At 72.9% G+C, this 22,183-nt stretch carries 28 protein-coding genes; all 28 read left to right on the forward strand.

Annotated features, from left to right (window positions below; translation table 11 throughout):
- Positions 1-130 precede the first annotated feature (130 nt).
- Entirely contained in the window at positions 131-307 is a 177-nt protein-coding gene (locus AB0M43_RS33535) for a hypothetical protein (RefSeq protein ID WP_363730337.1), read from the forward strand.
- Complete coding sequence (locus AB0M43_RS33540) at positions 297-533, forward strand: winged helix-turn-helix transcriptional regulator (protein ID WP_363730340.1); 237 nt, start codon at positions 297-299, stop codon at positions 531-533. The genes AB0M43_RS33535 and AB0M43_RS33540 overlap by 11 nt, the downstream gene beginning before the upstream one ends.
- Positions 530-853: a hypothetical protein gene (locus AB0M43_RS33545; protein ID WP_363730343.1), complete on the forward strand. Its 324-nt coding sequence runs from the start codon at positions 530-532 to the stop codon at positions 851-853. The genes AB0M43_RS33540 and AB0M43_RS33545 overlap by 4 nt, the downstream gene beginning before the upstream one ends.
- Complete coding sequence (locus AB0M43_RS33550) at positions 850-1,599, forward strand: hypothetical protein (RefSeq protein ID WP_363730344.1); 750 nt, start codon at positions 850-852, stop codon at positions 1,597-1,599. Before AB0M43_RS33545 ends, AB0M43_RS33550 begins: the two co-directional genes overlap by 4 nt.
- A gap of 95 nt (positions 1,600-1,694) precedes the next feature.
- On the forward strand, positions 1,695-2,258 hold the full coding sequence (locus AB0M43_RS33555) for a hypothetical protein (RefSeq protein ID WP_363730346.1): 564 nt from the start codon (positions 1,695-1,697) through the stop codon (positions 2,256-2,258).
- Between the two features lie 69 nt (positions 2,259-2,327).
- Positions 2,328-4,973, forward strand: a complete 2,646-nt coding sequence (locus tag AB0M43_RS33560) for a phage/plasmid primase, P4 family (protein WP_363730347.1) — start codon at positions 2,328-2,330, stop codon at positions 4,971-4,973.
- Positions 4,974-5,179: 206 nt separating this feature from the next.
- Positions 5,180-5,713: a hypothetical protein gene (locus AB0M43_RS33565; RefSeq protein ID WP_363730349.1), complete on the forward strand. Its 534-nt coding sequence runs from the start codon at positions 5,180-5,182 to the stop codon at positions 5,711-5,713.
- Positions 5,714-5,754: 41 nt separating this feature from the next.
- Positions 5,755-6,084 carry a hypothetical protein gene (locus tag AB0M43_RS33570; protein WP_363730352.1) on the forward strand — a complete coding sequence of 110 codons (330 nt, stop codon included), beginning with the start codon at positions 5,755-5,757 and terminating at the stop codon, positions 6,082-6,084.
- A complete protein-coding gene (locus tag AB0M43_RS33575) occupies positions 6,081-6,740 on the forward strand; it encodes a hypothetical protein (protein WP_363730355.1) in 660 nt (219 codons plus the stop codon). The genes AB0M43_RS33570 and AB0M43_RS33575 overlap by 4 nt, the downstream gene beginning before the upstream one ends.
- Entirely contained in the window at positions 6,737-6,907 is a 171-nt protein-coding gene (locus AB0M43_RS33580; RefSeq protein ID WP_363730357.1) for a hypothetical protein, read from the forward strand. The genes AB0M43_RS33575 and AB0M43_RS33580 overlap by 4 nt, the downstream gene beginning before the upstream one ends.
- A gap of 188 nt (positions 6,908-7,095) precedes the next feature.
- The gene (locus AB0M43_RS33585) at positions 7,096-8,571 is read left to right on the forward strand and encodes a hypothetical protein (protein WP_363730360.1); all 1,476 of its coding nucleotides are present in this window, start codon (positions 7,096-7,098) and stop codon (positions 8,569-8,571) included.
- Complete coding sequence (locus tag AB0M43_RS33590; RefSeq protein WP_363730362.1) at positions 8,568-8,882, forward strand: HNH endonuclease; 315 nt, start codon at positions 8,568-8,570, stop codon at positions 8,880-8,882. The genes AB0M43_RS33585 and AB0M43_RS33590 overlap by 4 nt, the downstream gene beginning before the upstream one ends.
- Positions 8,879-9,109, forward strand: a complete 231-nt coding sequence (locus AB0M43_RS33595; protein WP_363730364.1) for a hypothetical protein — start codon at positions 8,879-8,881, stop codon at positions 9,107-9,109. Before AB0M43_RS33590 ends, AB0M43_RS33595 begins: the two co-directional genes overlap by 4 nt.
- A 120-nt stretch (positions 9,110-9,229) precedes the next feature.
- Positions 9,230-9,658 (forward strand): hypothetical protein, encoded by a 429-nt coding sequence (locus tag AB0M43_RS33600; protein ID WP_363730367.1) that lies wholly within the window; start codon positions 9,230-9,232, stop codon positions 9,656-9,658.
- Between the two features lie 40 nt (positions 9,659-9,698).
- A complete protein-coding gene (locus AB0M43_RS33605) occupies positions 9,699-11,288 on the forward strand; it encodes a terminase (RefSeq protein ID WP_363730369.1) in 1,590 nt (529 codons plus the stop codon).
- 14 nt (positions 11,289-11,302) lie between these two features.
- On the forward strand, positions 11,303-12,694 hold the full coding sequence (locus AB0M43_RS33610) for a phage portal protein (RefSeq protein WP_363730372.1): 1,392 nt from the start codon (positions 11,303-11,305) through the stop codon (positions 12,692-12,694).
- Positions 12,657-14,327 (forward strand): hypothetical protein, encoded by a 1,671-nt coding sequence (locus AB0M43_RS33615; protein WP_363730373.1) that lies wholly within the window; start codon positions 12,657-12,659, stop codon positions 14,325-14,327. Before AB0M43_RS33610 ends, AB0M43_RS33615 begins: the two co-directional genes overlap by 38 nt.
- Positions 14,324-14,542 carry a hypothetical protein gene (locus AB0M43_RS33620; RefSeq protein ID WP_363730375.1) on the forward strand — a complete coding sequence of 73 codons (219 nt, stop codon included), beginning with the start codon at positions 14,324-14,326 and terminating at the stop codon, positions 14,540-14,542. Before AB0M43_RS33615 ends, AB0M43_RS33620 begins: the two co-directional genes overlap by 4 nt.
- A gap of 77 nt (positions 14,543-14,619) precedes the next feature.
- On the forward strand, positions 14,620-15,147 hold the full coding sequence (locus tag AB0M43_RS33625; protein ID WP_363730377.1) for a hypothetical protein: 528 nt from the start codon (positions 14,620-14,622) through the stop codon (positions 15,145-15,147).
- A gap of 65 nt (positions 15,148-15,212) precedes the next feature.
- The gene (locus AB0M43_RS33630) at positions 15,213-16,121 is read left to right on the forward strand and encodes a P22 phage major capsid protein family protein (protein WP_363730380.1); all 909 of its coding nucleotides are present in this window, start codon (positions 15,213-15,215) and stop codon (positions 16,119-16,121) included.
- Positions 16,122-16,130: 9 nt separating this feature from the next.
- Entirely contained in the window at positions 16,131-16,592 is a 462-nt protein-coding gene (locus tag AB0M43_RS33635; protein WP_363730382.1) for a hypothetical protein, read from the forward strand.
- Positions 16,589-16,912 (forward strand): hypothetical protein, encoded by a 324-nt coding sequence (locus AB0M43_RS33640; RefSeq protein WP_363730384.1) that lies wholly within the window; start codon positions 16,589-16,591, stop codon positions 16,910-16,912. The genes AB0M43_RS33635 and AB0M43_RS33640 overlap by 4 nt, the downstream gene beginning before the upstream one ends.
- Positions 16,913-16,916: 4 nt before the next feature.
- Positions 16,917-17,228 carry a DUF5403 family protein gene (locus AB0M43_RS33645; protein ID WP_363730386.1) on the forward strand — a complete coding sequence of 104 codons (312 nt, stop codon included), beginning with the start codon at positions 16,917-16,919 and terminating at the stop codon, positions 17,226-17,228.
- The gene (locus tag AB0M43_RS33650; protein ID WP_363730388.1) at positions 17,228-17,632 is read left to right on the forward strand and encodes a hypothetical protein; all 405 of its coding nucleotides are present in this window, start codon (positions 17,228-17,230) and stop codon (positions 17,630-17,632) included. Before AB0M43_RS33645 ends, AB0M43_RS33650 begins: the two co-directional genes overlap by 1 nt.
- Before the next feature lie 51 nt (positions 17,633-17,683).
- Positions 17,684-18,235: a hypothetical protein gene (locus AB0M43_RS33655; RefSeq protein WP_363730390.1), complete on the forward strand. Its 552-nt coding sequence runs from the start codon at positions 17,684-17,686 to the stop codon at positions 18,233-18,235.
- A 136-nt stretch (positions 18,236-18,371) separates the two neighbouring features.
- Positions 18,372-18,791, forward strand: coding sequence for a hypothetical protein (locus AB0M43_RS33660; RefSeq protein ID WP_363730392.1), 420 nt, complete (start codon positions 18,372-18,374; stop codon positions 18,789-18,791).
- Positions 18,792-18,832: 41 nt separating this feature from the next.
- Complete coding sequence (locus AB0M43_RS33665; RefSeq protein ID WP_363730393.1) at positions 18,833-19,087, forward strand: hypothetical protein; 255 nt, start codon at positions 18,833-18,835, stop codon at positions 19,085-19,087.
- Between the two features lie 36 nt (positions 19,088-19,123).
- A complete protein-coding gene (locus AB0M43_RS33670; protein WP_363730396.1) occupies positions 19,124-22,180 on the forward strand; it encodes a hypothetical protein in 3,057 nt (1,018 codons plus the stop codon).
- The last annotated feature ends 3 nt before the right edge of the window (positions 22,181-22,183 follow it).

Below are 22,183 nucleotides of genomic sequence, written 5' to 3' on the forward strand. Positions count from 1 at the left end.
TACCTGCTCCGCCGCCTGGCGGGGCCACCCTCGCCTGTCGATCGGACGGCGGCCCGTGCGAGTCGGGCCGAGGGTACGACCATGCCCGAAACGTTCTCTTGAACTTGAGGGGTAGATCAACCAGAGAGGGATGACGTTGTCTGGAGATGCCGCCCGCGCCCGCCGCGAGCAGATGCGCGCCGACCACGGCTCGCACATCGCCGCCGTGGTCGCCGCCGCGCCGCCCTGGGCCGAGATGCCCGGAACCCTGGCCCGCCTGCGCCGGATCGTGCGCCGCCCGTCGGGGGTGGGTTGCGATGCGCGTTGAGACCCTGACCGACGAGCGGGTCGCCGTGCTGCACGCCGTCGCCCAGCACACCGCCCGCCGGGGCTACCCGCCGAGCCTGCGCGACCTCGCCGAGGCCGTAGGGCTGGGCGTGACCACGACGAGCTACCACGTGGGCCGCCTGGCCGCCGGGGGCTACGTCGAGCACACGCCCCGGCTGCCGCGCACGCTGCGGCTCACTCAGGCCGGCTCGGCGGTGGTCGCATGAGCGAGCAGCCCGCCGCCCCGGCCGTCGCCCTCGACGACCTGGCCGCGACCCTGGCCGCGCTGCGCCAGTTCACCGCCGAGGCTAAGAGGTGGGCCGACGCCGCCGCCGAGTTGCGGCGCCTCGTCGAGGCCCGGCTCGGCACCGGAGAAGTCGGCACCATCGCCGGCCGCCCGGTCGTGCGCCACACGTCCTACGTCGAGCGCCGGGTCGACATGGCGCGGCTACGGCTGCTGACCCCGGCGTCGCTCGTCGAGCAGTGCACCACGGTCAACACCCGGCGCCGGTTCTCCCTCGTCGACGACGACGGGGGTAGCCCGTGACCACGTTCGCCGCCCCGGCGGGTACCGACCCGCTGGGCGGGTTGCTCCAGTCCGTCGTACGGGCCGCCTCATCCGGGTCACCCCGGTCACGACAGCGGCGGATCGGGCCGAGCAGCGCCGGGCACCCGTGCGCCCGCCGGGTCGCCTACGAGCTGGCCGGTACCGAGCACGTCAGCGCCGGGGGCGACCCGTGGCCGTCGATCGTCGGCACGGCCGTTCACGCCTGGTTGGCCGACGCCTTCGCCCGGCACAACCGGGAGTTGGGCCGCGACCGGTGGCTCGTCGAGCAGCGCGTCACCATCGCCGACGGACTGCGCGGGACGGTCGACCTGTTCGACACCACGTCGGGCACCGTGATTGATCACAAGGTGCTGGGCGTCGAGTCGCTCCGGGAGATCAAGAAGAACGGCGCCGGCCCGCAGTACCGCACTCAGATCCACCTGTACGCCTACGGGCTGGCCCGCGCCGGGCACACCGTCGAGCGCGTCGCCCTGGCCTGCTACCCGCGTTCCGGGTGGCTCGACGGGCTGCACGTGTGGAGCGAGCCGTACGACCCGGCCGTCGCCGAGGCCGCGCTCGCCCGCCTCGACGGACTCGGCCACATGGCCCGGGTGCTCGACCTCGACGGGCACCCCGACCGCTGGGCCGCCGTGCCCGCCGACGCCGGGTCGTCGTGCACCTGGTGCCCGTTCTGGCGGCCCGGCGCCCCGGTCGACGCGACCGGCTGCCCCGGCGCCGCCCCGTAGCGCGGTTGTCCACAGCCCCGGCGGTCGTCCACAGGCGACCCGCGCCGGGCGCCGCCTCGCTCCACCCTTTCCCTCAAACCCTTGGAGAGCCCCGAATGTCTTCGTTTTCCGCGCCCCACGTTGGCGGCGACACGCTGCCCGAGCGTGACGTACTCGGCCACCTGCTGATCGTCCGCCCCGTCGAGTACGTCGAGAAGATCACGACCGCTTTCGGCGAGAAGGACGCCGTCAGGTTGGACGTCATCGACCTCGACGCCCCCGACCCGCGAACCGGCGAGATGGGCGCCCAGCACGTCGACGTGCTCTGGTTCGGCGGTCGCCTCGTCGGCAGCCTCAAACGCCAGGTCGGCGAGATCGTGCTCGCCCGCATGACTCAGGGCACGCTCAAGCCCGGCGCCACCGGCAAGCCGCCGTACGAGCTGGCGAGCGCACTGGAGGACCCCGCCGCCCTGGCCCGCGCCGAGGCGTGGATCGCCGCGCACCCGAAGTTCACCGCCGCCCAGGCCGCGACCCCGGCGAGCACCCCGCCGCCGGCCCCGGCGCCTGTTCCCGCCCCGGCCGCGACCCCGGCCCCGAGCGCGATCCCCGAGGCGCTGCTCGCCCAGATGGCCCCGGAACAGCGGGCGCTGTTCGAGCAGCTCGCCGCCCAGCAGTCCTAGCCGTCCGCCTGGCCGTCCCGTCGCCGTTGCATGCCGACGGGGCGGCCCCCACTAAGGAGAGGAGGCGCGTTGTTCGCCCTCGACGAAGTACAAGCCTGGCTAGAGCTGCTACACGGCGACTCCCCGGGGCTGGTGCACGTCTGCGGCACCGGAGCGTGGACCGGCAAGACGTTCAGCCCCGACCGGCTCGACGAGGCCGCCGCCTACGCCGCCCAGCTCGACGCCGAGGGCCGCCCCGGCGTGTACGCCCGCATGACCACCGTCACCCGCCCGCCCGGTCGGGGCGAGCGCGGCGGCGCCGACCTGTCCGCATCCCTTCCGGCACTGTGGGCCGATCTCGACATCGCCGGCCCCGGGCACAAGGTCGCCGCCGACGCCCTGCCGTTGCCGCCGAACGAAACGGCCGCCCGGTCCATCATCACCACGTCGGGGCTCCCCGATCCGTCGCTGTGGGTCCACAGTGGCGGGGGTCTCTACCCCATCTGGTACCTGTCCGCCGCGCACGTCGTCGACGGGGACCTCGACCGGCTGTCGGCGCTGTCGCAACGGTGGCAACACATCATCGGCGCGTCGGCGACCCGGCTCGGCTGGAACTACGGCACCGGGGTCGGGGACCTGGCGCGGGTGCTGCGCATCCCGGGGAGCACGAACCGCAAGACGGACACCGACCGGCCGTGCCGGATCGTCGAGGCCGACGGCACCGCGTTCGAGCTGGCCGACCTGTACGCCGCCGCCGACGCGATCGAGCTGCCCGCCCCGGTCCGCCCGATCGTCGCCCCGGCGCCGCCCCGCGCCCGTGACCTGTCCGCCCGGTTCCGGGCACCCGGCGGCACGCTCGGCCCGTTCGACGCCCTGGCCGAACACGCCACCTGGTCAGACATCCTCGGCCCCGCCGGCTGGTCGCTCGTCGCCCGCGAGCGCGACGGCGCCGAGCTGTGGAAACGCCCCGGCGACTCCGCCTCGGAGTACTCCGCCCGCGCCGGACACAACGGGGTGCCGTCGCTGGTCGTGCACTCCGACGCCGCCGGGTTGCCCAGTGGCCCGGGGCAGCGACTCACGATGGGCCGCACGTTCGCGCACCTGCACCACCGGGGCGACGAGCAGGCCGCCGCCCGCGACCTAGCCGCCGCCGCCGCTGGGACCGCCGGGGCGTCCCCGGTCGCCCTGGCGCTACCGGCCGCCGTGCTCGCCGCCGTCCGAGGCACCCGGGGCGTCGTCCCCGCCCAGCGCGCCCCGACGCCAGCGCCGGCCGCCCCGGCGCTGGCCGCGCAGCCTCGGCACCTGGCCGTTGTCGACGGCACCGCCGTCCGTCCGCTGCCGGACCCCAACCCCCTGCCGGCGGCGTCGCTGCCGGTCAGCTACTCCGACGACGGGAACGCGATGTTACTGGTGGACACGATCGGGGAGACCACGCGCTACGTCCCCGAGCGCGGTAAGTGGCTTACCTGGGACGGTGGGCGCTGGGCGTGGGATGAGGCCGGTGGCGTCGTCGAGCACGCCCGCAGCATCATCCGGGCCATGCCCGCCGAGGACGACTCGGCCCGCAAGCACCGGAGTCGTTCCCTGGGCCGGTCGGCGATCGAGGCCATGGTCGCACTCGCCCGCACCGACCGGCGCGTCGTCGCCCCGGCGGCGCTGCTCGACGCCAACCCGCACGCCCTGTGCACGCCCGGCGGGATCGTCGACCTCCGTACCGGGATCGTCCGCCCGTCTGCCCCGGCCGAGCTGCACACCCGGTCCGCGTCCGTCACCCCCGACGCCCGGCACCCGACGCCCCGATGGTCGCAGTTCCTCGCCGACACGTTCGGCGACGACCCCGACCTCGCCGGCTACGTGCGCCGCCTCGTCGGCTACTCCGCCACCGGGCGCGTCACGCACCACGTGTTGCCGTTCTTGTTCGGGTCCGGCGGCAACGGAAAGTCGGTGTTCCTCGATGTCGTCAAGCGGCTGTTGGGGACGTACGCCGGTTCGGCCCCGGCGGGGTTCCTCATGTCGGGGGTTCACCAGCACGAGACGGAAGTCGCCCGCCTGGCCGGCTTGAGGTTCGTCATCTGCTCCGAAGTCAACCAGTCCGACCGGTTCGACGAGGCCCGGATCAAGCTGCTCACGGGCGGCGACGAGCTGACGGCCCGGTTCCTGCACAAGGATCACTTCGAGTTCGTCCCGTCGCACACGCTCTGGTTGATGGGCAACCACCAGCCGACCGTACGGGCGGGCGGGGCGTCGTTCTGGCGTCGGCTGCGGTTGATCCCGTTCACGCGCACCGTCCCGGAGGACAAGCGCGAGGAGGGGCTCGCCGACCGGCTCGTCGACACCGAGGGGCCGGGCATCCTCGCGTGGATCGTCGCCGGGGCTGTCGACGCTCTGTCTGGTGGGATGCGCGACCCGGCATCGGTTCGCGCGGCGACCGCCGACTACGCCGCCGAAGAGGACGCGCTCGCACGCTTCGCCGACGACCGGCTACTCGTCGGCGGCGGCGACCTCGTGCGGACTTCCACCGCCGACGTACGGGGCGCCTACGAGTCCTGGTGTGCCGAGGAGGGCGAGCGGCCCATCAGTTCGCAGATGTTCGGCCGTGAGCTGCGTAGCCGGTTCGGCATCGGGTCGACCCGATCGAACGGGCGCCGGTTCTACCTGGGCGTCACGCTGCTCGACTCGGGCACTGAGTCGGGCACTGGATCGGGCACTGAGCACCGGCACTGGGCCGACCGGTAGCCCGCAACCCCCGATAGTGCCCGTTCTAGTGCCCGCTCCGTGCCCGATATTTCGGCCCGTTGGCACTGGTGTTTTCGCAGCTCAACCTAGCCGAGTGCCGGATAGTGACCGTTCTTTTCTGTGATTGGGATTCACACAGGAACAGGGGAACAATGACCCCGAGAAATACGGGCACTGTCCGGCACGCACCTCCCGAAGGGGTTGCCGTGTCCGATCACCTCATCTCCACCCGCGTACTCGCCGGGCAGTGTCCGCGCTGCCGGACCCTGGTTCTCACCGGCATCGCCGAGGGCGTCCCCGCTCACGTCGACCCGCACCCGGTCGCCCCCGCCGGGGAGTTGACGGCCGTGGTGCAGGGCCGGGCCACCTACACCGTCAAGCAAGGCGAGCTGGTCCGCCGCGACGCCCTGCGCGTCCGATCCCTACGCGGGCCGGTCGTCGTGGACCACCGTTGCGGCGAGCCGATCCCCGCCGCCCAGCTCGCCCCGCCCGATCCGCCGCCGGCCCCGCGCCAGGTGCCGCACATCAGCGCGACGGCGACCCGGGTACGCGAGCACCTGCTCGCCGCCGGCCCCGACCTGATCTGGCGTATCGCGGTCGCCCTGACGCTTCCGGCCGAGGACGTCACCACGGCCGTACGCCGCCTCGACGACGCCGGCCAGATCCAGCGCACCGACCCCCGCCCCGGGATGCCGACCCACTGGGCCGCCGTCCCCGTCGAGCACGTCCCGCCGTACTAAGGAGACCGCACGTGACCAGTCCTCATCGAAAGCGGCGCGGGATGGAATCCCAGCGCGTCGCCGCCGCCTATCTCGCCTCGACCGGCTGGCCGTACGCCACCGACACCGGGGCCGGGCGCCAGGGCGCCGACATCCTCGGCACCCCCGGGTTGCTGTGGGAAGTCAAGGCCCGCCGCGACTTGAACCTCGTCGGCTGGTTGCGCCAGGCCGTCGGGCACGGCGTCGGGTTGCCCCTGCTGCTCGTGCGCCCCGACGGCATGGGACCGGCGACCGTCGCCGACTGGCCCGCCGTGCTGCGCCTGTCCGACCTCGTGACCCTGCTCCGCTCCGCCGGCTACGGCGACCCCATCACCCCGGAGGTAACCCAGTGAAGACCCTCGCCGCGACCCTGTGCACCTCCCCGCGCTGCCGCCGCACCCCCGACAAGTCCGACGTCGACCCGCGCCCGGCCGCCGACGGCCTGCGTACCTGCTGGGTGTGCCGCGACCGCACGGCCGAGCTGCTCGCCGCCGTGCCGTCCCTGTACGCCGAGTGCGAGACGATGCTCGCCCGGACCACGGGGACGTTCGAGAAGGTCGGCGGCTCGACGACGCCGGGGCTCCCGCTCGACCTGGGCGTCGCCGACGTCCGCGCCGACATCCTCGGCGTACTGGCCGCCTGGGCGTCCCTCGTCGTCGACGAGCGCGGACTCGTCCCTTTGGGGCTGGGCACCGTCGCCAGCCTCGCGCAGTTCCTCGACGGTCACCTCGACTGGCTGGCCGCGCACCCGGCCGCCGGGGACTGGTGCGACGAGCTGGCCGACCTGGTGCGCCGCGCCGACCGCGTCCTCGACCCGGACACCACCCGCCGGTCTCTGGTGAGCACGTGCGTTATGGACGACTGCCCCGGCCAGCTCTGGGCGCTGCTCCGCGACGTCGACGACACCCGCCCGTCGGCGATCACGTGCGACGCCGAGCAGTCGCACACCTGGCAGCCTGACCGGTGGCTCGACCTGGGCACGTACCTCAAGTTCCGGGCGGTCGCGTGACCCTGGTGCCCACTGCGGTCGCCGCCCTGGCGCTGGGCGTGGACCCGGCGACGGTGCGCCAGTACGCCCGCCGGGGGAAGTTGACCCGGCACGGCACCGCCCAGCGCGCCGCCTACGACCTCGACGAGGTAAAAGCCCTGCGTAGTAAGGGTTTCCGTAACCACTGACACGTTGATCCACTGGCCGCGACGTGTCACGCTTCTAGCGGCGCACCACGAGTGTGTCTACGACAGCCCCGGATGCCTTCGCGCTCCGGGGCTTCGTCGTATCCGCCGTGTCTCCCTGCCCCGCCGCACCGGGCAACACACACAACCCACCTTCGTAGGCCGTCAGCGACGGCAGGAGGCGGGGAGACATGGCGGTGGTGACCAACACCAGCCACACCCCCGACGGCAAGCCCGCCGCCGTGACCGTGCTCGCCGAGCTGGTCGCCGGCCCGCCCGCCGCCGCCGGGTACACCCCGGGCGGCACGGTCATCCACCGCGCCCGCGCCGTCGCCGACGAGCTGGGCGCCTGGTCCCTCGACCTCACCCCCAACGCCACGATTCGGCCCACGAACACGCACTACCGGCTGACGGAGTACACCGACAGCGGCACCTACCGACACACGATCATCGTGCCGCCGGGCGGCCCGTACACGCTGCTCGACGTCCTGGCCGTCGCCCCGCCTCCGCCCGATCCGCTCGTACCGATCGGCGGCGGCGGCGCCGTTGCCAGCGTCGACGGGATGGTCGGCGCCGTCGACCTCTCCGGGCGGTACGCCGCCCTGGCGCATCTGCACGACGACCGGTACTCGGCCCTGGCGCACGAGCACGACGAGCGGTACGCCGCCCTCGTGCACGCCCACGCCGCCTACGCGCTCACCGGCCACGACCACGACAGCCGGTACGCGGCGCTGGCGCACCTGCACGACGCCCGGTACGCGATGCTCGACCACCTGCACGACGCCCGGTACGCCGCCCTCGTGCACGACCACGACGGCCGGTACGACCTGCGGTACTCGGCGCTGGCGCACACCCACACCGGGTACGCGCTCACCGGCCACGACCACGACGCCCGGTACGCGATGCTGGCGCACGACCACGACGCCCGGTACGACGCCAGGTACGCCACGCTGGCGCACACCCACACCGGGTACGCCGCCGCCGGTCACCTGCACGACGACCGGTACTCGCTGCTGGCGCACCTGCACGACGAGCGGTACGCCGCCCTCGTGCACACGCACGCCGGGTACGCCCTGGCCGCGCACGACCACGACGCCGCCGCGCTCGTCTCCGGCACCGTCGACCGCGCCCGCCTGCCCGCACTCACCCTGGCACAGCGGCCCGTCGTCGGGCGCTGGGCTGTGGTGCCGCCGGTTGGTTCCGTCGCCGCCGCGACGTTGACGCTAGGCGAGCTGCTGCTCACCCCGTTCGTCGTCGGCTCGACGTTCGTCGCCGACCAGCTCTCGGCCGAGGTCAACCCGTCCGCCGTCGGCGCGTCGCTGCGCCTGCTGATCTACGGCGCGACGGCCACGCTCCAGCCCGGCGCCCAGGTGCTCGACCTCGGCGTCGTCGACGCGAGCAGCAACGGCGCCAAACTGTGGACCCCGCCGGGCACGTTCACGTTCACGCCGGGCGTCTGGTGGTTCGGCCTGCTGCCGATCGGCGCGGCCCCGGGCGTCCGTGGCGCCGCGACCTGGCACCCGCTCGTACACACCGACGTTGTACCGGTCGGCACCGGCACCGCGTCCGGGTACGCACAGGCCGGGGTCGGCACCAGCCCGCCCGCGAACGTCTCGGCCACGCTCACCCCCAAGGTGGGGCCGCGCGTCTCGGTTCGGGCAGCGTGACCGGCCGTTGGGCCGGGTCGGACCGGCGCCAGCGGCTACCGCGTGACTGGCCTGCCCGCCGCGCCCGCATCCTCGCCCGTGACGGCTGGCGTTGTACGGCCGTCACCCAGTTCGACGAGCGCTGTGACGCCGCCGCCGACGAGGTAGACCACATCCGCCCCGGCGACGACCACCGCGACCACAACCTCGCCGCGCTGTGCACCTGGCACCACGCCAAGAAGAGTGCCCGCGAGGGTGCGCTCGCCGCGTACCTCGCGCGCCCGCCCCGCCGCCGCCCACCCGAGCGACACCCCGGAGAGATCAGACCATGAGCGACACGATCACCGTGACCATCCTCCGCCGGGTCGGTCAGCACCAGCGGGGCGAGCGCGTCACCTACGACCGGGCAAGCGCCGAGTTCCTCATCGCGCGCGACATGGCCGAGCTGGTCGAGGACGAGCGGCCCGCACGCAAGCCCACCGGCAAGCCCAAGGCACCCAAGCCGCCGACGGTCGTCGACGAGCCCCTACCCCTGGGGGATGACCCCCCGGAGGGCTAAAAGCATCACCGGACAGTCATAGCTTTCCTGGTCCGGTACGGGTTTCCATGCCCGTGACAACACGTTCCGTAATCGCACCGTCACCCGCGGGGCAGGTCGCCTAAATATCGGGGGTGCTCGATGCCGGCAACCCGAGGCCCGATCCCCAAGCGCAGCGACCAGCGCCGCCGCCGCAACGCCGCCGAGCCGGTCACCACCGTCACGCCGCCGGCCGAGCCGGTCGCCGCGCCGCCGCTGGGCTTCCCCGCGCACGAGCTGGCCGCCGCCTGGTACGCCTCCCTGGCCGAGTCCGGACAGGCGCTGTACTTCGAGCCGTCCGACTGGCAGGCCGCTCGGCTGCTCGCGTTCGACCTGACCCGGCACCTCAACGCCCCCCGCGTTTCGGCGCAACTGCTCGCCGCCGTCTGGTCGGCGATGGGCGACCTACTGACCACCGAGGCCGCGCGCCGCCGGGTCCGCATGGAGATCGAGCGCGCCCCCGACGACGGGGCCGACCTGGCGGGGGTGACGGCGCTCGATGACTACCGCCGCGCCCTCGGCGCCGGGTAACCGGCTGCCGCTGTCCCTCGCTCCCGTGCGCATCGGCCCCGTGGGTCTGCCTCGGTACTCCCTCGGCTGGGACATGCTCGCGTGGACCGCCGCCTACCTGCTCCAGCCCGACGGCCCCAACGTCGGCCGCGCCTGGCGCTTCACCCCGGAACAGGCCCGGTTTCTGGTCTGGCTCTACGCCGTCGACGACCGGGGCCGGTTCCTGTACCGGTACGCGGTTCTTCGCCGGATGAAGGGTTGGGGGAAGGACCCCATTGCGGCGTGCGTCGCCGCGCTCGAATTCGTCGGCCCGTGCCGGTTCGGGGGCTGGCGCGAGGACGGTACGCCGATCGTGGTGCCGCACTCGGCCGCCTGGGTGCAGTGCGCCGCCGTCAACCTCACCCAGACCAAGAACACCATGACGTTGTTCCCGGGGCTGTTCTCCGACCGGGCGATACACGAGCACGGCATCGACCTCGGCAAGGAAGTCATCCACTCGCGCCGGGGCGGACGAATCGAAGCCGTCACCTCGTCCCCGCGTGCCCTTGAGGGTGGCCGCGCGAGCATGGTGATCAAGAACGAAAATCATCACTGGATCGCCTCCAACGGCGGCGACGAGATGAGCGAGGTTATCGCCCGGAACCTGGCCAAGGGCCGGGACGGTGCGGCGCGGGCGCTGGCCATCACCAACAGCCATCAGCCCGGCGAGGATTCCGACGCCGAGCGCGACTGGGATGCCTGGCTACAGATCGCCGCCGGGAGCTCCCGCGCGACGGGGCTGCTGTACGACTCGATCGAGGCACCGGCAGATGTGGACATGGCCGACCCCGAGTCGCTGCGCGCCGGGCTGATCGCCGCCCGGGGCGACTCCGACTGGCTCGACGTCGAGCGGCTCATGGAAGAGATCTACGACCCGCGCACCTCGCCCAGCGTGTCGCGCCGGTTCTACCTCAACCAGATCACCTCGGCGCACGACGGCTGGGTCACCGCCCAAGAGTGGGACGCCTGCGCCAACCCGGGCCGCCAAGTCGCCGACGGCGAGACCATCGTCATGTTCTTCGACGGCAGCAAGAGCGGCGACGCCTCCGGGCTCGTCGGGTGCTGCGTCGAGGACGGGCACGTCTTCGTAGTCGACTGCTGGGAACGCCCCGCCGGCCCCGCCGGGGACGACTGGCAGGTCTCCCGTGACGCCGTACACCTGGCCGTGCGTAAGGCTTTCGCCCGCTGGGACGTGGCCGCGTTCTGGTCGGACGTGCGGGAGTTCGAGCAGTCCGTCGACGAGTGGGCCGAGCAGTTCGGCGACGCGCTGCTCATCCCCGCCACGACCGGGCGCAACGCGCACGCGGTCGCCTGGGACATGCGCACCAAGACGCGCGACTTCACTGCCGCCGCCGAGCGCCTGGTCGTCGACCTGGGCGACCGCGCCCTCAGCCACGACGGCGACCCCCGGCTACGCCGACACGTCCTCAACGCCCGGCGCCGCACCAACCGGTACGGCGTGAGCCTGGGCAAGGAAAACAGAAGCTCCGACCGGCGCGTCGACCTGGCCGTGTGTGCCGTCGGCGCCCGCCTGGCCCGCCGCGAACTGATCGCCTCCGGCTCCCTGCTCAAGCGCCGCAGCAACCGCACCGGCCAAGTCTGGTCGTTCTAGCCCCGGGGGTGCTCGTGCTCAACCCCGCCGAAGTCGTCGCCCTGGCCGCCGAGCTGCTGCCGCAGTACCGGGCCGAGCTGGAACGCCTCGACCTGATCGACCGGTACCTCAAGGGCGACCACGCCCCGCCCTACACGCCGAAAGCCGCATCCCGCGAGTACCGGCTACTGGCCCGCCGCGCCCGCACGAACCTGCTCCCGCTGGTCGTCGACGGCATGGCCCAAGCCCTGTACCTGGGCGGGTACACCCGCAGCGACGGCACCCCGGGCGGCGGCTGGAAGTACTGGCAGGCGAACAAGCTGGACGCCAGGCAGACGGCCATCCATCGGGCGTCGCTGTCCTACGGAACGTCCTACACGGTGACCACGCTCGGCGCCGACCCGCTGACCGGTACGGCGATGCCCGTCATTCGGGGCGTGTCGCCCCGGCGGATGATCGCCGCGTACGAGAACCCCGGCGAGGACGACTGGCCGCTGTACGTGCTGCGGGTGGACCCCGACCGTACCGGCAAGGTGTGGCGCCTGCGGGTGTACGACGACTCGCACGTCTACCGCCTCACCGTCGACCACAACGGCGACCGGCCCGAGTACCTCGACGCCCGCCCGCACGGCGCCCCGCTGTGCCCGGTCGTGGCGTTCCCCGACGTGCCCGACCTTGAGGGCCGGGTACGCGGACAGGTCGAGCCGCTGATCGACCTACAGGACCGGGTCAACCAAACCGTGTTCGACCTGCTCGTCGCACAATCGTTCTCCAGCTTCAAAATCCGGTACGCGACCGGCATGGCGCCGGAAGTCGACGCCCAGGGCAACGCGAAACCGTTGCCGGTCGACGCGCGCCGGTTGCTGATGGCCGCCGACCCCGACACCCGGTTCGGGCAGCTCGACGAGACCGCCCTCGGCCCGCTGCTGGAGTCAGGGGATGCCGCGATGCGGCACATGGCCGTGGTGTCCCAGACCCCGTCGACGGACCTGCTCGGCCAGCTCGTGAACCTGTCCGCCGACGCCATCGCGCAAGCACGCGACGGACAGTCGAGGAAGCGGATCGAGCACGAGCACGTGTACGGCGAGTCGTGGGAGCAGACGCTACAGCTCGCCGCGTCGATCGCCGGGGACGCCGAGGGCGCCGCCGAGACGGCCGCCGAGGTGCGCTGGCGCGACATGGAAGCCCGGTCCCTGGCGCAGATCGTCGACGCGCTGGGCAAGGCCGCGACCATGCTCGGCATCCCGCCCGAGGCGCTCTGGTCGCGCATCCCCGGTGTCACACAGACCGAGGTCGACGAGTGGAAGACGTTGCGCCGCGACGGCGACCCCATGGCCGCCCTGGCTGACTCCCTCGACCGGCAGGCCCGGACAACGGCGGGGGTCAACGATGGCGGCAACACTGGCGGACCGGGCGGCGCTCACTGAGCGACACCGCCTGGCCCAGCTCGGCGTACGCGCCCGCTTCACCTCAGCGTTCCTCGACACCTGGCCGGTACTGGACGCGCGCCAGGTTGCGGCGACCGCGCCGCGCTGGCTGCGCCTGACGGTCCCGCTGGTCGCCGAGCACCGGCACCAATCCGCGACCGTCGCCGCCGACTACTACCACCGGTTACGGGCCGCCTCGCTCCCGACCGGGGCGGCCCCGGGGCCGGTTGCGCAACCCGTCGACCCCGATCTCGACGCCGTGCGTACCTCCCTGCTGGTCACCGGACCGGCCACCATCCGCCGCCTGTCCCGCGACGGCCGCCCCGTCGACGAGGCCGCCCGCATCGCCTCGGTTCGCGCGACCGGGGCGGCGTCCCGGCACGTCCTCGACGGCGGACGCGACCTGATCCACACCGCCGTGGCCGCCGACCCGGTAGCCCTGGCCTGGGCGCGGGTCAGTGACGGTAGCCCCTGCGCGTTCTGCGCGATGCTGCTCTCGCGCGGCCCCGTCTACAAGACGAAGCGCGCCGCCACGCTCGCCGTCGAGGGCGACCGGGAGGGCAAGGAGTACCACGACGGGTGTGCCTGCCAACCGGTGCCGATCTACTCGCTCGACGAGCCCTGGCCCGGCAACGGCCGCCAGTTCGAGCAGCTCTGGAAAGACGTTGCCGCCGGCAGTAGTGACCCGCTCAACGCGTTCCGCCAGGCCATCAAGGAACAGCGCGCCGCCGCTCCGGCGGACCCGGTTGCGCAACCGGCCCCGGCCGAGCCGAACCTCGCCGCCGACGCCCCGCAACCCGACCGCGCCCCCGACGACCTGTTCGACGAGCCGGCCGCGCCCGCGCCGATGTCCGACGAGCAGCTCGCGCACCTCGACGACGAGCAGCTCGCCGAGGAGTTCAGCCGCGCGACCAACACCGCCACCCCCGACGAGGCGTACCTCGAACAGATCTTGTCGGAGATGGACCGCCGCGAGGGAATCGGCGACCAGGCCGTCGAGCAGCTCGACCCCCTCGACGGGGTTGCGCTCGACGAGCTGCTCGACGGGGAACTGTTCGACCTGTACGACGAGCACGCCGGGAACCTCGACGTGGTCGGCCGGATCGGCGACGAGCTGGCCCGCCGCGACGCCGACGCCCAGGCCGCCGACCCGTGGCTCGACTACGACCACCACGACCCCGAGCAGCACCTCGACGCGCTGCTCGCCCGGGGCTGGGACTACCGGGAGGCGTACGCCGAGGCGTACAACCTCGACCCCGCCGAGCTGGACCGCCAGGAACGGGCCGCCGCCGTCGACGCCCAGCGCATCACCGGGGAGACCCGGGAGCAGACCGTACGGCGTCTCTACGACGAGTGGCTCGGCGTGCAGTACCTCGCCGCCGAGGACTTCGCCCGGGGACACCTGCTGTCGAAGGAAGGCCCGGCCGCCGCCGTCGACCCGCTGTCGCTGTTCTCCGGCACCTCGGCCCGCGCCCGCAAGTACGCGAGCGAGGACCTGAAACGGTTCTGGGACGAACAGTCACCCCGCCAGACGTTCACAGAGTTCAAGGCGGCACTCTTGAACCGCGACGCCGACGTCGCCGCCGCCGCCAAGACGCGCGCCCAGGGCAACGGGAGGGACTTCGGACTATGACCGAGCCGACCCCGCCCGTGTCCGGGCCGACGCGCGTCGAGCTGCTCGCCGCCATGCGGGCCGCCCGGTTCGCCGCGCTGCGCGGGCTGCCGCTCAAGGCGTGCCCGTACTCCGTGACCGGCGACGGCCGCGCCCGCATCCTGGCCCGGCACTGGGTGGCCGAGTACCTCCTCCGCCGGCCGCACGCCCCGGGCGTCGTCGACTACGACGCCTGACCCCAGCACCACCCAGCCCCGGAAGCCATGCGGCCCGGGGCTTTTCCATGCCCGCACTCTGCCCCAGGAGGGCCACCGTGACCACAGAACCCACCGGCCAGGAGCCAACCACCCCGACCGCCCCCGCGCCCGCTGTGGCGCCCTGGGAGCGCGACGGCACCCCCTTCGATCCGGGCCGCGCCTGGGCGCTGATCGAGGGTCTACGCGCCGACCTGACCAAGGCCAAGACACCCGCCCCGGTCACCCCGGTCCCCCCGGCGGCCCCGGCTGCTCCGGCCGCCGCACCCGCTGTTCCGGCGGCGGCGACGGTCGAGGCCGATCTCGCCGCGCTGCGCGCCGAGCTGGCCCGCGAACGGCTCGCCCGTAAGCACGGACTCGACGACGACCTCGTGTCGCTGCTGGGCACCGGCACCGAGGCCGAGATCGCCGCCCGCGCCGAGCTGCTCGCCGCCCGCCTGGGCGCCGCGCCCGCGACCCCGGCAGCGCCGCCGGTCGCCCGCCGCCCGGTCGAGGTACGCGCCGGGTCCGATCCGACGGGCGGCCCGGTCGAGGAGACCGACCCCGCCAAGCTCGCCGCCGCCGTTCGCGCCCGCCGCCCGTTCTAGCCGTCCCCGTTCGGTCCCACCGCCACGGCGGGCCGGGCACCCCTTGACTCTTCGGAGGTACCGCCGTGGCTAACACGTTCCTCAAGCCCACCGTCATCGCTGCCGCCGCCCTCGGGCTGCTTCAGCGTGAAATCGTTCTCCCGTCGCTGATCTGGCGCGACGCCGCCGGCAACTACGACGGCGCGTTCAACGACACCGTCAGCATCCGCGTACCGGCCCGCGCCAAGGCCCGCCGGATGGCGCTGCGCGACCGCAGCACGGCCATCACTACCGACGACCTGGCCGAGACGAAGATCGACGTCAGCCTCGACACGCACGTCTACCACGCCGCGAGCGTGACCGACGAAGAGCTGTCGATGGACATCACCGACTTCGGCGCCCAGATCCTGATGCCACAGGTTCGGGCCATCGCCGAGGACATCGAGGACCAGGTCGCCGCCGAGATGACCGGCGCCACCTACGCCACGTCCCTCGTCGTCGACGCGCTCAAGCCCGAGAACACCCTCGTGGACGCCCGCGCCGCGCTCAACAAGCAGAACGTTCCCTTTGCCGACCGGTTCGTCGTGCTGGGCGCCGACATGGAGTCGCTGTTTCTCAAGGCCGACGGGCTCAAGCGCGTCAACGAGGCCGGCAGCGACGACGTGCTCACCGAGGCCAAGCTCGGCCGCCTGCGCGGGTTCGACATCTACGCCAGCAACGCCATCCCGCCGGGGCAGGGCTACGCGTTCCACCGAACCGCCTACGTCCTGGGCATGCGCGCCCCGTCCGTTCCCGACGGCGCGACTTTCGGCCGCAGCGAGTCGTACGCGTCCCTGGCGATGCGCTGGCTGAGGGACTACGACGCCGCGTACCTGCGCGACCGGAGCGTCGTGTCGGTGTTCACCGGCACCAACATCGTCGCGGACGGACCGGACGGCCCGGACGCCGGTACCGCGCCGGACTTCGTGCGCGCCGTCAAGCTCACGTTGGTCTAAGGGGGCGCCGTGTCCCTGCCCGCGTTCGCTGTGATCGCCGCCGTCGAGGCCCGGCTCGCCCGCACCCTCAACGGCCCGCAGCGGGCGCGGGCCGCCGCGCTGCTCGACGACATCTCGGCCGAGGTCCGCCAGGCCACCGGCCGCGCCTGGGTCGCCCCCGACGGCACCCTCGACCCCCACCGGCCCGAGGTACTCGACGTGGTCACCCTCGCCGCGACCGTGCGCGAACTGCGCAACCCGCAAGGGTTGTCCGCCGAGACGGTCGGGGAGTACACGCGCCGGTTCGGCCAGACCGAGTCGGGCGGGGTGTACCTCACCGAGGCCGAGCGGCGCATGGTCGCCGCCTCCGTCACCGGCACCGGGGGCGTCGTCTCGGTCCCGACCGTCCGCGACGTCGACGTCACCGACTCCCGCCTGTGGAAGGGCGACGGGTACGGCGGCGACCTGATCCCTTGGGAGACCTGGCCGTGATCCTCCCGCACACCCTCACCGTGTTCGTCTCCGTCGAGCAGCTCGACCCCGACGGCAACCCCATCCGCCGCCCCGGCACGGTCGCCGTCGACCTGGCCTCGTTCGTCCAAGCCGACCGCGCCGACCGCGCCGCCGAGGACGGGCAGGCCAGCGCCGAGCAGCTCGTCGCGTACGTCGACGGCAGCGCCGACCGCCTCGACGCCTGGGCCGTCGCCGAGTACCTGGGCGAGCGGTACGAGCTGCTCGGCCCGCCCACCTGGCACGGTGACCCCGAGCAGACCGTCGCCTACTGGCGGATACGCCTACGACGAGCGAGGTGACCTGATGCCCCGCCCCGTTCCCAACGCGATGCGGCGCCTGGCCCGCGACAAGGCAGTCAAGGCCGCCGTGCGCGCGGTCGCCGAGGAGATCCTCGCCGCCGCCAAGGTCCGCGCCGCCGCACACTCCGACAGCGGACGCTTCGCCAAGTCCCTCAAGATCAACCGGAGGGGCCGCACCGACACCCGCGTCGAGTCCAACGACCCGGCGGGCGCGCACATCGAGCTAGGCCACACCGACGCCAAGACCGGCAACCACGTGCCCGGGATTCACGCCCTGGGCGGTGCCGCCGCCGACGTCGCCGGGGGTGGCCCCTGATGGTCCCCGACGCCGAGCTACTCGCCCTGGCGTACCTGCGCGCCCGCCCCGCCCTGGCCGCCGTCCGCTTCGCCACCGTGCGGCCCGCAGACATCGCCGCCCGGGTGCCGCTGGTGACCGTCGAGCGGATCGGCGGCGGCGGCGCGGCGCCGAGCTGGCGCGGCGGCACCCTTATCGACCGGCCCGCCATCCACCTACAGGCATGGGCCGGACCCGCCCGAGCCGACGCCCGCGCGCTGCTGCGCCGCGTCCTGGCCGAGCTGGACGCCGCCCGCGCCGTCACCCTCCCCGAGGGACACATCGTGCGCGCCGTGCCCCTCGCCGGCCCGACGCTCGTGCCCGACCCGGGCGCCCCCGAACACCTGCACCGCGCTACCGCGACCGTGCAGCTCACCACCCGCTAGTTCTCCCGTTCCGCGCCCCTGGCGCTTTCCTCTTAAGGAGGTGAGCGCCCCATGGCGCTTTCCGACGACGCCCTCGTGATCCCCGGAATCGGCTACGTATACGACGCCCCGGTCGGGACCACCAAGCCCGCCAACCCGCTCAACCCGGCCGTGCCCTGGGTCGACAACGGGCACAGTTCCGAGGACGGGCTCAAGATCAATTTCGACATCTCCAAGACGAAGCGCAAGACCTGGCGCGCTCGCGCTGGTGTCCGGGTGTCCGTCGACGACGTGTCGCTGACCCTGGGTTGGACCGCGCTCCAGCTCGACAACATCTCGCTTGCCCAGTACTTCGGCGGCGGCGACATCAGCGGCCCGGGTGTCTTCGGCGTCATCAAGTCGCCGGTTCCCGTCGAGCGCGCCCTCTTCATCCGGCTCGTAGACGCGAGCAAAGAGGTCGACCTCTACGTCGCCAAGTGCGCCATCACCGCCGCCGGAGAGGTGACCGCGTCGCCCGAGGACTTCGCCGGGTTCCAGCTTGAGGCCGAGGTACTCGACCACGCCGCCGCCGCACACCTCATGCAGTGGCTCGCCCCGAACCTCGGCACCCCCGCCGGACCGTAGAACACACGTCCGCGGGCGACGTTCCCCTCACGGAACGTGATTCCGACCCCCTGGGGGCGGGTGCCGCCGCAGACCCGCCCGCCCCCGGGGCTTCACCCCGTACAGGTCTGCACAACTGCACAGTGGAAGGTCTGCGATGAACGACAACCTTGACGCCGCCGCATCCGAGGCGACCCGCAAGCCGGGCGACCCGCTGCTCGTGCGCCAGATGCACGGGCACACCTGGCGCTTCGGCGCCATCGACGTACGCCCCGCAGCGCTGCGCCGGTACGCCGCCCTGGCCGACCGCCTCGCCGGCCGCGCCGACTCCCGGATCGCGCCCGGCGAGGCAATCGAGATCAGCGCCGTCGCCGAGGACATGCTCAGGTCGGCTCTACCGCCGGGCGACCGCGACCGGTTCGACACCGCGCCGTTCAGCGGCACCGAGATCGGCGAGTTGATCGGCGAGTACTTCGGGGCGCTGGGCGTGGGGCCGGGGGAATCTGTGGCCTCGCGCGCCTCCTCTGCGAGCACGCGGGGCCGATCGAGTCAGACCTCGCGCCGTCGGCGGCGCTAACCGACCTGTGGTCGGGGCGGCTGTCGCTGCGCCGCCTGGCCGTGCTGATCGCCGGGCTACCGCTCACGTCCCGCCTGGCCGTCGCGCTGCGCGGGGCCGAGCACGACGGGTGGGGTGTGGCCGAGCACCTGCTCGCCTCCATCGTCGACGCCACCCAGGCCACGACGCACGCCGTCATTCAGGTCAACTCCCGCAAGCGGGTCCGCGTGCCGCATCCGTTGCCGCGCCCCGGTTCCCGCCCCGCTCGCCGTGTCGTGCGGGTCGCTGATCTCCCCGGGGCACGCCCCACCGCCTAACGGGCTACGTCGCCCCCGACACCTCCGGGGGTACGCGTGGCCGGCAAAAAGCCCGGAGGCGTGGAGGCGGCCCGCGTCTTCGTTCGGGTGCTGCCCAACACCAGCGACTTCGCTAAGGCCCTAGATCGGTATCTGCGCCGGGTCGAGGCGCGCGAGCGGCTCACGATCAACGCGACCGTCGACCCGCAGCAGCTCGGCCGCGAGATCAACAAGGCAATCGAGCTGGCCAGCTCGTACAAGCGCGTCAACCTGCGCACCGACATCGACACGACAGACATCGTGGTCGGCGCCAAGGCCGCCGCCGCCGAGGCCGAGCGCGTCGCCAAGGTCAAGATTCCCGTCGAGGTTGACGGCAAGCGGTTCGTGTCCCTGATGCGCGCCCTGTCGGGCAAGGCCGCCGGGGCGCTGGGCATCCTCGCCCAGGGCGGCAAGCTGGCCGTCGGCGTCGCCGCGCTCGCCGGGATGGCTACCCAGGCCGTGCACCTGGTCGCCGCGCTCGCCCCGGCCGCCGGGGCACTCGGCGCGATTCCTGCCCTGGCCGTCGCCGGGGCCGCCGCCGTCGCAACCCTCAAGTTGGCTTTCTCCGGGATCGGCGACGCCATGTCGGGCGACCCCGAGGCGCTCGCCAAGCTGGCGCCGTCCGCGCGGGCGTTCGTGGGCGAGCTGCTGCGCGCCCGCCCGGCGCTCGACGCCCTCAAGGTCGGCGTGCAGGAGGCCGTTTTCGGGCCGCTGTCCGTTGAGATTCAGGGTCTCGTGCGGACCTGGCTGCCGCTGCTGTCTCGGCACCTGGCCAGCATCGGCGTCGAGTTCGGCGTCGTCTTCGGCAACCTGGCCATTGGCGCCCAGACACCGGAGTTCATCCGGGGTATCTCCGCCGCGCTGGACGCCGCGACGGTCGGGGTACGCGGGTGGGGTAACGCCGCCATCCCGATCATGCAGGCCGTCGGCAACATCGTCGGCGCCTTCGCTCCCGCGATCGGCAAGGTTGGCGCCGGGCTCGCCGAGGCCGCCCGCCAGGCCGCCGAGTTCGTCAACGCCGCCGCCGAGTCCGGCCAGCTCGCCGCGTTCGTCGCCCAGGTCGGCACGACGCTCCGCCAGATCGGCGGCATTCTCGTTCAGGTCGGCGGCATCTTCGCCGCCGTGTTCTCCGCCGCCCAGGCATCGGGCGGGGGGCTGCTCGGCAACCTGCAACAGATCCTGTTGTCGGTTAATCAGTTCCTGTCGGCGGGCGCCGGACAGTCCGCGCTGATCGACTTCTTCTCGTCGGCGTCGGGCGTCATCCGGACCCTGTTGCCGATCGTTCAGACCCTGGCCGCTGGGTTCGGGTCGGTGCTCGCCCCGGCGCTGCTCAAGGTCGCCGGGCTGCTCGGCCCCGGGCTACAGGCCGCCGCTACCGCCATCGTCGGCATCGTCAAGTCGATCGTCGACAGTGGAGCGCTCGACGCCCTGGCGTCCGGGCTGTCGACCGGGCTCGCTGCCCTCGGTCCGGCGCTGCTGCCCCTGGCGTCCGCGCTCGGCGGCATCGTCAAGGCCGCCGCCCCCCTGCTGCCACTGGTCGGCAAGATCGCGGGCGTACTGGCCGGGGTACTGGGCACGGCCCTTTCTAGCCTCGAACCGCTGGTCACGGCCATCGTCGATGCCCTCGGTTCGTCCGGGCTCGTCGACGTCCTGGCCGAGATCGGCGCCGAGCTGGGGCCGCTGATCGCCGCGCTCGTCGCCGACCTGATGCCGACGGTCAAGGCACTGTTGCCCCTGCTGGGGCCGCTGCTGCTGGCCGCCGGGAAGATCATCGTCTTGGTGCTGGCCGCCGCGACGTCGATTCTGACGCTGCTTACGCCGCTGCATGAGTTCATGGCGGCCAAGGTGCTCGTGCCGGTCGTCGAGGCGCTGGCTAAGGGCTTGGTGTGGCTGGCCGGGGCCGCCGACAAGGGTGCCCAGGGCTGGCGCCTGCTGACCGAGTGGATCAAGAAACTCGACTGGTCGAAAATCTGGTCGAGCATCGTGCAGGGCGCCGCCGACGCGCTCGCGTGGCTGACTGGACTACCGGGCCGGGCACTGGCCGCCGTCGGTGGCCTGGCCGCGCAGCTCGGCGTTTGGGCGCTGGGCGTCGTCACGTCCGCCGCCGCGTGGTTCGCCGCGCTCCCGGGGCGCATCGGTGCTGGACTGGCCGCGTTGCCGGGGCTGCTGCTGACCCTGGCGACCGACGCCGCGTCGAAGTTCCTCTACGCGATCGGCTACGGGCTGGGCCTGGCTATCCGGTTCGTGACCGAGATGCCCGGCAAGATCTGGGCCGCGCTCGTGTCGCTGTTCACCGGGGCGCAAACCCTTGTGTCGCAAGGCATCGACGCCGTAGTCGCGTACTTCTCGTCGCTGCCCGACCGGGCGTCGGCGGGCGCGTCCCAACTGTGGGCGCAAGCCGTCGCGCTGTTCCAAGCTGGCGTGACGGCCGCCGTCGGCTGGGTGCTGAGTCTGCGCGACCGTGCCGTCGAGCTGGTCGGCGACCTGTTCGTCAAGGGTCGCCAGCTCGCCGCCGACGGCGTGACCGCGCTCGTCGGGTTCCTGGCGTCGCTGCCCGACCGGGCCTGGGCGGTGCTGTCGTCGCTGCCCGGCAAGGTCAAGACGGCACTGTCGGGCGCCGTGACCGAGGCCAAGAACATCGGTCAAAACATTATGAACGGGATGATTGACGGCATAACGTCGATGATCGCCTCGGCGGTTGAGGCCGCCAAGAAGGCCGTCGGCAAGGTCATCAAGGGCGCCAAGGACGCGCTAGGGATCAACAGCCCGTCGCGTGTGTTCGCCGAGCTGGGCCGCTTCACCGTCGCCGGGTTCGTCGAGGGCGTCGAGGGCGCCGGCCCCGATGCGGTCGGCGCCATGCGGGGCGTGCTGAACGCGCCGTCGGCACCGGCCTACGGGCTGGGCGCCGCCGGGGCGACGGGTGGCCCGGTCGAGCCGGTCGTCAATGTGTCCGCCGTGCTGCGGATCGGCGACGGCCCGGTCATCGACGCCGTCACGACCGCCGTGTCCCGCGATCCCGAGACGTTCGCCCGGCACGTCCGGGCGGGCGACCGCTCACTCAACCGACGGGGGTAGGCA

It is taken from the genome of Longispora sp. NPDC051575 (assembly GCF_040681875.1).
Taxonomy (GTDB): domain Bacteria; phylum Actinomycetota; class Actinomycetes; order Mycobacteriales; family Micromonosporaceae; genus Longispora.